Source organism: Isoptericola sp. Y541, from assembly GCF_059445465.1.
The window spans coordinates 366,151-374,438 of sequence record NZ_JCAIUJ010000004.1 but is presented as its reverse complement, the minus strand read 5'-3'; the positions used below and the strand labels follow the sequence as shown (position 1 = coordinate 374,438).

General features: G+C 71.3%; 8 protein-coding genes, 1 rRNA gene and 2 pseudogenes. 10 read left to right on the top strand and 1 reads right to left on the bottom strand.

The window, feature by feature from the left end:
• The first annotated feature begins 192 nt into the window (after nt 1-192).
• From rrf to AC1C2V_RS11920, 5 genes and pseudogenes are all read left to right on the top strand, one after another.
• Nucleotides 193-309: ribosomal RNA gene (gene rrf / locus AC1C2V_RS11940) — 5S ribosomal RNA — on the top strand.
• A gap of 334 nt (nt 310-643) precedes the next feature.
• Nucleotides 644-838, top strand: a pseudogene (locus AC1C2V_RS11935) (2-oxo-4-hydroxy-4-carboxy-5-ureidoimidazoline decarboxylase); the annotation flags it as partial.
• A 70-nt stretch (nt 839-908) separates the two neighbouring features.
• Nucleotides 909-1,226, top strand: coding sequence for a hydroxyisourate hydrolase (uraH, locus tag AC1C2V_RS11930; protein ID WP_495389836.1), 318 nt, complete (start codon nt 909-911; stop codon nt 1,224-1,226).
• A 153-nt stretch (nt 1,227-1,379) separates the two neighbouring features.
• Nucleotides 1,380-1,670 (top strand): annotated as a pseudogene (locus AC1C2V_RS11925) (factor-independent urate hydroxylase); the annotation flags it as partial.
• Nucleotides 1,671-1,826: 156 nt separating this feature from the next.
• Complete coding sequence (locus AC1C2V_RS11920; RefSeq protein WP_495389823.1) at nt 1,827-2,003, top strand: hypothetical protein; 177 nt, start codon at nt 1,827-1,829, stop codon at nt 2,001-2,003.
• Nucleotides 2,004-2,041: 38 nt separating this feature from the next.
• Here AC1C2V_RS11920 and AC1C2V_RS11915 read toward each other — a convergent pair whose 3' ends face one another.
• On the bottom strand, nt 2,042-2,794 hold the full coding sequence (locus AC1C2V_RS11915; RefSeq protein WP_495389822.1) for an IclR family transcriptional regulator: 753 nt from the start codon (nt 2,792-2,794) through the stop codon (nt 2,042-2,044).
• A gap of 107 nt (nt 2,795-2,901) precedes the next feature.
• On the opposite strand from AC1C2V_RS11915, the gene AC1C2V_RS11910 reads away from it, so the two are divergent.
• The 5 genes from AC1C2V_RS11910 to gatA all read left to right on the top strand — a co-directional run bounded on the left by AC1C2V_RS11910 (nt 2,902) and on the right by gatA (nt 8,273).
• Nucleotides 2,902-4,383: an NAD-dependent malic enzyme gene (locus AC1C2V_RS11910; RefSeq protein ID WP_495389821.1), complete on the top strand. Its 1,482-nt coding sequence runs from the start codon at nt 2,902-2,904 to the stop codon at nt 4,381-4,383.
• 76 nt (nt 4,384-4,459) lie between these two features.
• Nucleotides 4,460-4,636: a hypothetical protein gene (locus tag AC1C2V_RS11905; protein WP_495389820.1), complete on the top strand. Its 177-nt coding sequence runs from the start codon at nt 4,460-4,462 to the stop codon at nt 4,634-4,636.
• Nucleotides 4,637-4,828: 192 nt separating this feature from the next.
• Entirely contained in the window at nt 4,829-6,412 is a 1,584-nt protein-coding gene (gene aceB, locus AC1C2V_RS11900; protein ID WP_495389819.1) for a malate synthase A, read from the top strand.
• Nucleotides 6,413-6,454: 42 nt separating this feature from the next.
• Nucleotides 6,455-6,751, top strand: coding sequence for an Asp-tRNA(Asn)/Glu-tRNA(Gln) amidotransferase subunit GatC (gene gatC, locus AC1C2V_RS11895; protein ID WP_495389818.1), 297 nt, complete (start codon nt 6,455-6,457; stop codon nt 6,749-6,751).
• 1 nt (nt 6,752) lies between these two features.
• Nucleotides 6,753-8,273 (top strand): Asp-tRNA(Asn)/Glu-tRNA(Gln) amidotransferase subunit GatA, encoded by a 1,521-nt coding sequence (gene gatA / locus AC1C2V_RS11890; RefSeq protein ID WP_495389817.1) that lies wholly within the window; start codon nt 6,753-6,755, stop codon nt 8,271-8,273.
• Nucleotides 8,274-8,288: the final 15 nt, after the last annotated feature.

Below are 8,288 nucleotides of genomic sequence, written 5' to 3'. Positions count from 1 at the left end.
AGGACAAAAGACTGTCGGAGCTGACCGGTACTAATCAGCCGACAACTTCACATACACATCAACACTGTTGAGCAATACTTGCTACGCGTCCACTGTGCGGTTCCCGAGAAACGGGCACCACTCCCCTTTACCCCTGAGCTCCGTGAAAACGGGTCGGGGGTAGTTGGGGGGACCCGAACAACTCGATATTGTTACGGCGGTCATAGCGAAGGGGAAACGCCCGGTCCCATACCGAACCCGGAAGCTCAGCCCTTCAGCGCCGATGGTACTGCCCTCGAGAGGGGGTGGGAGAGTAGGACGCCGCCGGACATCTATTCACGAGAGGCCCACCCCTGACCCGGGGTGGGCCTTTCGCGTACCCAAACAAACCGTGACGCGACGCGAGCCGAGCGGGTGCTCTCTTGACAGGCCGCGCTTTCGGGGAAGATCTTCCGGATCGTAACCCCGCTTTCGGTGGGCGGAATCGGTCGGAGGGGGGATCGCTCGATGACGAGTCCTGGCCTCGAGACGTTCAACGCGGCCGACCCTGGCACGGCGCGCGCGCAGGTGCTGTCGTGCGCCGCCGTGTCCCGCTGGGCCGACGAGGTCGTGGCGGGCCGTCCGTACGCGGACGCCGGTTCCGCGCTCGCCGCCGCGCGGACCGTTGCGGATCGACGCTGCGCTCGCCCGCCGGGAACAGGCCGGCCTCGGCGAGATCGGCGGGTCCGTCGAGGAGCGCCTGCGCGCGGGAAACTGTGCGTACGGGGCGAAGTTGGGCCACGTCGTCCTCATCCGGGCGGCGGGACGCACTGCGGAGGAGATCCTGTCGTCGCTCCGCGAGCGACTGCAGAACGACGCGGCGACCGAGCGGGGCATCGCCGGGCAACAGCTTCGGGAGATCGCCGTGCTCCGGCTGGAAGGATCGCTCGCTGACGTCACACATCACCACGCACGTGCTCGACGCCGTCTCGGGGATGCCCGACGCAGGCGTGGCCGTGTCCCTGTGGAGCGTCGGCGTGGACACGGCCGATCGGCTCGCGGACACGACCACCGATGCGGACGGTCGTGCGTGGGACCTTGGCCCCGAGACCCTCGAGCCGGGCACCTACCGCGTCACGTTCGCGACCGGTGAGTACTTCGCCGCGCGCGGTGTGCCCACGTTCTATCCGTCGATCACTATCGACTTCACGGTCGATGCGGGGCGCGACCACTACCACGTGCCCTGCCTGCTCAGCCCGTTCGCATAGTCGACGTACCGCGGGAGCTGACGGGCCCTTGGCCCGCATCATCGGTCGCGGCAGAGCCGCCGCGTCCTGCGTCATCGTCATCGCAGACGGACCGAGGCCGGCCCCTGAGGGCTGCCGTGGGACCACGCAACATCAGATGAAGGAGTCAGGACGATGTCCGCCACCGACGCCCGGTCCACGACGGGCACGATCGTGCTGGGCGACAACCAGTACGGCAAGGCCGAGGTCCGCGTCATGAAGGTCGACCGCGACCAGGCGCGCCACCGCATCACCGAGCTCTCCGTGAGCTCGCAGCTCCGCGGCGACCTCACGGCCGCCCACGTGGAGGGCGACCAGGGCAAGGTCGTCGCGACCGACACTCAGAAGAACACCGTCTTCGCGCTGGCCAAGGGCGGCATCGCGTCTCCGGAGGAGTTCGCGATCCGCCTCGCCGAGCACTTCACCTCGAGCTTGGCTCCTACGTCGCCGACCGGCCGTACGGCAAGATCGAGGCGGAGGTGAAGCGGGAGGGCGCGAAGGCGGAGGCGCGCGCCTGGGCGACCGTCACGGGGTTCTGCTGATCCGGAAGACTCCGTGGAGTCGGTTCGAAGGAGCGTCGACATGAGCACGACCACGATCGGCCGGCAGGATCAGGCTGGTGATGACCCGTTCTCCGCGCAGATCGTGCGGTTCTTCCCGCCCGTGGTGACGGGCACGATCATCACGACGATCTGCGCGACCCTCGAAGCCCCGCGCGCGGACCTCGTGCCCGCCGGCGCCGAGCCGGGGAAAGGGTGACCGGGATGCGCGCCCTCCGTCCGGGACCGGGCCTGGCGTCAGGCCGCGGAGAGCAGCTGCTCCGAGATGGTCTCCGCCACCTCGTGCAGCATCGGGAGCGCGGCCTCGCCGAACTCGTACGTGACCCGGGCCGCGGGCCCGGAGACCGAGAGGGCGGTGGGCGTCGGCGCGCCCTTGACCGGGACGGCGAAGCACCGCACGCCGATCTCCTGCTCGCCGTCGTCGACGGCGTAGCCCTGCTCGCGGATCTTCGCGACCTCGGTGAGCAGGTCGTCGACGTCGGTGATCGACAGGTCGGTGGCCGGCGGCATGCCGACGCGTCCGACGATCTTGCGGATGGTCTGGTCCGGCAGCTCGGCGAGCACCATCTTGCCGACGCCGGTGCAGTGGCAGTACACGCGCCGTCCGACCTCGGTGAACATCCGCATCGAGTGGGACGACGATGCCTGGGCGACGTAGACCGCCATGTCGCGGTCGATCATCGCGAGGTTGGCGCTCTCGCCGAGCTCGCGGGCCAGCCGCTCCAGGTGGGGACGGGCGCTGGCGCCGAGCTGGCGCCCCGCGCTCTCGCCGAGACGGATCAGGCGGGGGCCGAGCGTGTACCGGCGCGACGGGAGCTGGCGGGCGTATCCCCGTCCCACCAGCGTCCGCATGAGCCGGTGGATCGTGGGCAGCGGCAGCGCTGCCGCCGCGGCGAGCTCGCTGAGCGCGGCGTCGCCGCCGAGGTCCGTCATGATCTCGAGCAGGTCGATCGCCCGGTCCACCGACTGGACCCCGGTGCCGTTCGCCATGGTCGCGTCCCCCTTCGCAAGGCCGGGTGAACCGAGGCCGGTTCGAGGAATCATCTTTCCACATCTCGAAACTTCACAGCATCAGGACCACGAAAGGATCCCCGGCCATGGCGATGCCCAGCCCCAGCTACACGATCACCCTGCGAGTGGAGGCGCCGGCGACCCAGCGCGCCACGAGCGAGATCGTCCACGAGGTCGCGACGGCCGGGGGCTCGGTGATGGGCGTGGACATCGCCCAGTCGCACGCCGACACGATCGTGGTCGACGTCACCTGCGACACCGTCGACGCCGAGCACGGTGAGAGGATCGTCGCGGCGCTCGACGCGCTCGAGGGCGTGCGCGTGCTCAAGATGTCGGACTCGACGTTCCTCATGCATCTCGGCGGCAAGATCTCCGTCACCCCGAAGGTGCCGCTCAAGACCCGCCGCGACCTCTCCCGCGCCTACACGCCGGGCGTCGCACGCGTCTGCCTCGCGATCGCCGACCGGCCCGAGGACGCGCGCCGCCTGACCATCAAGCGCAACACCGTCGCGGTGGTCACTGACGGCACGGCCGTGCTCGGCCTCGGCGACATCGGCCCGGCGGCCGCCATGCCGGTGATGGAGGGCAAGGCGGCGCTGTTCAAGCAGTTCGCGGACGTCGACGCCTGGCCGATCGCCCTCGACACCACCGACACCGAGGAGATCATCCGCACGGTGAAGGCGATCGCGCCGGGCTTCGGCGGGGTCAACCTCGAGGACATCTCCGCGCCGCGCTGCTTCGAGATCGAGAAGCGGCTGCGCGACGAGCTGGACATCCCGGTCTTCCACGACGACCAGCACGGCACGGCGATCGTCGTGCTCGCGGCCCTCATCAACGCGCTCAAGGCCGTGGACAAGAAGATCGACGACGTCCGCATCGCGGTCTCCGGCGTCGGGGCAGCGGGCTCGGCGATCATCCGCCTGCTGCGCGCCCAGGGAGCCCGGGACATCATCGGCTTCGACCGGCACGGTGCCCTCACGGCCGAGTCGGCCGCGGGCGACGAGAGCCGCGTCTGGCTCGTGGAGCACACCAACCCGTCGGGCTTCACGGGCACGCTCAAGGAGGGCCTGAAGGGGGCCGACGTCTTCGTCGGCGTCTCGGCGGCCAACATCCTCTCGGGTGCGGACGTGGCGGCGATGAACGACGACGCGATCGTCTTCGCGCTCGCCAACCCCACCCCCGAGGTGGACCCGATCGCCGCGGGCGAGACCGCCGCCGTCGTCGCCACGGGCCGCAGCGACTACCCCAACCAGATCAACAACGTGCTGGCGTTCCCCGGCCTGTTCCGCGGCCTGCTCGACTCCGGCGCCCGGCACATCACGGACGAGATGCTGCGCGTGGCGGCCGTGGCGATCTCCTCGGTCGTGAGCGACGACGAGCTGAACCCCGCGTTCATCATCCCCGGCGTGTTCGACAGCCGCGTAGCCGAGGCGGTCGCGGAGGCCGTCCGGGCCGAGGGCCTCAAGGAGGTCCCGGTGGCCGAGCAGCGCGCGGGGGACGCGGAGCACCTGGCGGAGCACCTCGGCCGGGCCCTGAACGCCGACGCCGGGACGGCGGCATCCCGATGAAGGCCGCCCTCGACCCGGGCGACCCTCGACGACGTCGAGCGCCGGCTCGCCGCCCGCGGGCAAGGACGCGGACCTGGTGGTCTTCGCCCCCGAGGCGTCGTTCGTCGTCGAGCCGGCCGCCCTGCACCACAAGAACCCGGCCACGCCGTACGCCGGTCGCGACCTGACGGGCGTCGTGCGGGCCACGCTGCTGCGCGGCCGGCCCGTGGGCGACGAGCCCGCCGGCACCCTGCTACGCCGCGGCGAGGCCTGAGGCACGGCCCTGCCGCGGTTCCCCTGCACCCCGAGAGGAACGCACGAGGACGCACGATGACGAGACTTCAGCCCGGCGACACCGCCCCCGGCTTCAGGGTGCCCGCATCCGTCGTCGACGCGCTATGGTTTCGACCAGAATTCCACCAGGCGTAATTACCGTTCCACTGCGACGAAGCAAGGAGGGACTGTCGTGGCGCTCCCCGACGGCCTGACCATCACCGCCGCGATCGGCGAGGGCGACACCGAGGTGCTCACCCCGGCCGCGCTCGACCTCATCGTCACTCTGCACCGGCAGCTCGGAGCCCGCCGCCTCGAGCTGCTGGAGGCGCGCCGGCAACGCCGCGAGGCGCTCGCCGCCGGCGGCACCCTCGACTTCCTCCCGGAGACGGCGCACATCCGCGCCGACGACTCGTGGCGCGTGGCCGAGCCGGCCCCCGGCCTCGTCGACCGCCGCGTCGAGATCACCGGCCCCACCGACAAGAAGATGACGATCAACGCGCTCAACTCGGGCGCGAAGGCGTGGCTCGCCGACCAGGAGGACGCCAACACGCCGCTGTGGAGCAGCGTGGTGGGCGGCCAGGTCAACCTGCTCGACGCCATCGAGCGGCGCATCGACTTCACCTCGGAGGCGGGCAAGGCGTACGCGCTCAAGCCCGACGAGGAGCTGGCCACGATCATCGTGCGTCCCCGCGGGTGGCACCTGAACGAGAAGCACGTGCTGGTCGACGGCCAGGAGGCCTCCGGCTCGCTGGTCGACTTCGCGCTCTACGTCGCCACGGGCGGCCTGCGCCAGATCGCCAAGGGCCTGGGGCCGTACTTCTACCTGCCCAAGATGGAGTCGCACCTCGAGGCGCGGCTGTGGAACGACGCGTTCGTCATCGCGCAGGAGGCGCTCGGCATCCCGCGCGGCACCATCCGCGCCACCGTGCTCATCGAGACCATCCCGGCCGCGTTCGAGATGGAGGAGATCCTCTACGAGCTGCGCGAGCACTCGGCCGGCCTCAACGCCGGCCGCTGGGACTACCTGTTCTCGGTGGTGAAGACCTTCCGGACCCGCGGCGATTTCCTGCTGCCCGACCGCAACCAGATCACCATGACCGTGCCGTTCATGCGGGCGTACACGGAGCTGCTGGTCGCCACCTGCCACCGGCGCGGCGCGCACGCCATCGGCGGCATGGCCGCGTTCATCCCGAGCAAGGACGCCGAGGCCAACGAGCACGCGTTCGCGAAGGTCCGCGCGGACAAGGCACGCGAGGCCGGCGACGGCTTCGACGGCTCCTGGGTGGCGCACCCGGGCATGGTGCCCACCTGCAAGGAGGTCTTCACCGAGGTGCTCGGCGACCGGCCGAACCAGATCGACCGCACGCGCGACGACGTGCACGTCACCGCGGCCGACCTGCTCGCCGTCGACAAGACCCCGGGCACCGTCACGGAGGCCGGGCTGCGCAACAACGTGTCGGTCGGCATCCAGTACCTGCACGCCTGGCTCGGCGGGCTGGGCGCGGTGGCGATCTTCGGCCTCATGGAGGACGCCGCGACGGCGGAGATCTCCCGCTCGCAGGTGTGGCAGTGGCTGCACAACGACGTCGTCCTCGCCGACACCGGCGAGCGGGTGACGCGCGAGCTGGCGGACCGACTCGTCGAGGAGGAGGTGGCCAAGCTTCCGGACGACGCCGCCGACTACGACGTGGCGCGCTCCCTCTTCGTGGAGGTCGCCGTGGCCGACGAGTACGTCGACTTCCTCACGACCGCCGCCTACGAGCGGATGCCCTGACCGACACCTGTGCGACATGTCCCGACCACTAGACTGGCGGCCATGTCCACCATCTCCCGAGACGAGGTCGCGCGCGTCGCCGCCCTGGCCCGGATCGACCTGCGCGACGACGAGGCCGACCGGCTCGCGGGCGAGCTCGACGTCATCGTCGACTCCATCGCCCGCGTGCGCGAGGTCGCCACCCCCGACGTGCCCGCGACCAGCCACCCGCTGCCCATGACGAACGTGTTCCGCGAGGACGTGCCGCAGCCGGCGCTGCCCGTGGACGACGTGCTCGCCGCCGCGCCGGACGCCCAGGGCGGCCGGTTCGCCGTGCCGCAGATCCTCGGGGAGGAGTGAGATGACCGACCTGACCCGCCTCACCGCCGCGGGCCTCGCCGAGGCCCTCGCCGCCGGGGAGACCACGAGCGTTGAGGCCACCCGCGCCCACCTCGACCGGATCGCGGCGGTGGACGGCGACGTGCACGCCTTCCTGCACGTGAGCTCCGACGACGCGCTGGCCACGGCCGCCGACGTCGACGCGCGCCGGGCCGCCGGCGAGGAGCTGCACGCGCTGGCCGGTGTGCCGATCGCCGTCAAGGACGTCGTCGTCACGAAGGGCATGCCGTCCACGGCGGGCTCGAAGATCCTCGAGGGCTGGATCCCGCCCTACGACGCGACGCTCGTCGAGAAGCTCCGCGCCGCGGGCCTACCGATCCTCGGCAAGACGAACATGGACGAGTTCGCCATGGGCTCCTCCACCGAGCACTCCGCCTACGGCAACACGCACAACCCGTGGGACCTCGACCGCATCCCCGGCGGCTCGGGCGGCGGCTCCGCGGCCGCGGTCGCGGCCTTCGAGGCTCCCCTCGCGATCGGCACCGACACCGGCGGCTCGATCCGCCAGCCGGGTGCCGTCACCGGCACCGTCGGCGTCAAGCCCACCTACGGCGGCGTCTCGCGCTACGGCCTCATCGCGATGGCCTCGTCCCTCGACCAGGCCGGCCCGGTGACGCGCACGGTGCTGGACTCGGCGCTGCTGCACGAGCTCATCGGCGGCCACGACCCGCGCGACTCGACGTCCATCCCCGAGCCGCTGCCGCCGCTGGTCGCCGCGGCCCGCCAGGGCGCGCTGGGCGACCTGTCCGGCCTGCGGATCGGCGTCGTGACGCAGCTGCAGGGCGAGGGCTACCAGCCGGGCGTGCTCGCGCGGTTCCACGAGTCCCTCGAGCTGCTGACCAAGGCGGGCGCCGAGATCGTCGAGGTCTCCTGCCCGAGCTTCGACTACGCGCTTGCCGCCTATTACCTGATCATGCCGGCGGAGGCGTCGAGCAACCTCGCGAAGTTCGACGGCATGCGCTTCGGCCTGCGCGTCGAGCCCGAGGACGGGCCCGTGACGGCGGAGCGGGTCATGGGCGCCACCCGCGGCGCCGGCTTCGGCGACGAGGTGAAGCGCCGCGTCATCCTCGGCACCTACGCGCTGAGCGCGGGCTACTACGACGCGTACTACGGCAGCGCGCAGAAGGTGCGCACGCTCATCCAGCGCGACTTCGCCGCCGCCTTCGGGCAGGCCGACGTGCTGGTCTCGCCCACCGCGCCGACCACGGCGTTCAAGCTGGGCGAGAAGCTCGACGACCCGCTCGCGATGTACCTCAACGACGTGGCGACGATCCCGGCCAACCTCGCCGGGGTGCCGGGCATGTCCGTGCCGAACGGGCTGGCTGCCTCGTCGGAGGGTGGTGCCGGCCTGCCAACAGGTTTCCAGATCCTCGCGCCGGCCAAGGCGGACGACCGCCTGTACCGCGTCGGCGCCGCGCTCGAGTCGGCCCTCGAGTCCACCTGGGGCGCCCCCCTGCTCGCCCGCGCACCCGAGCTCGGCTGACGGAGAAAGGAGACC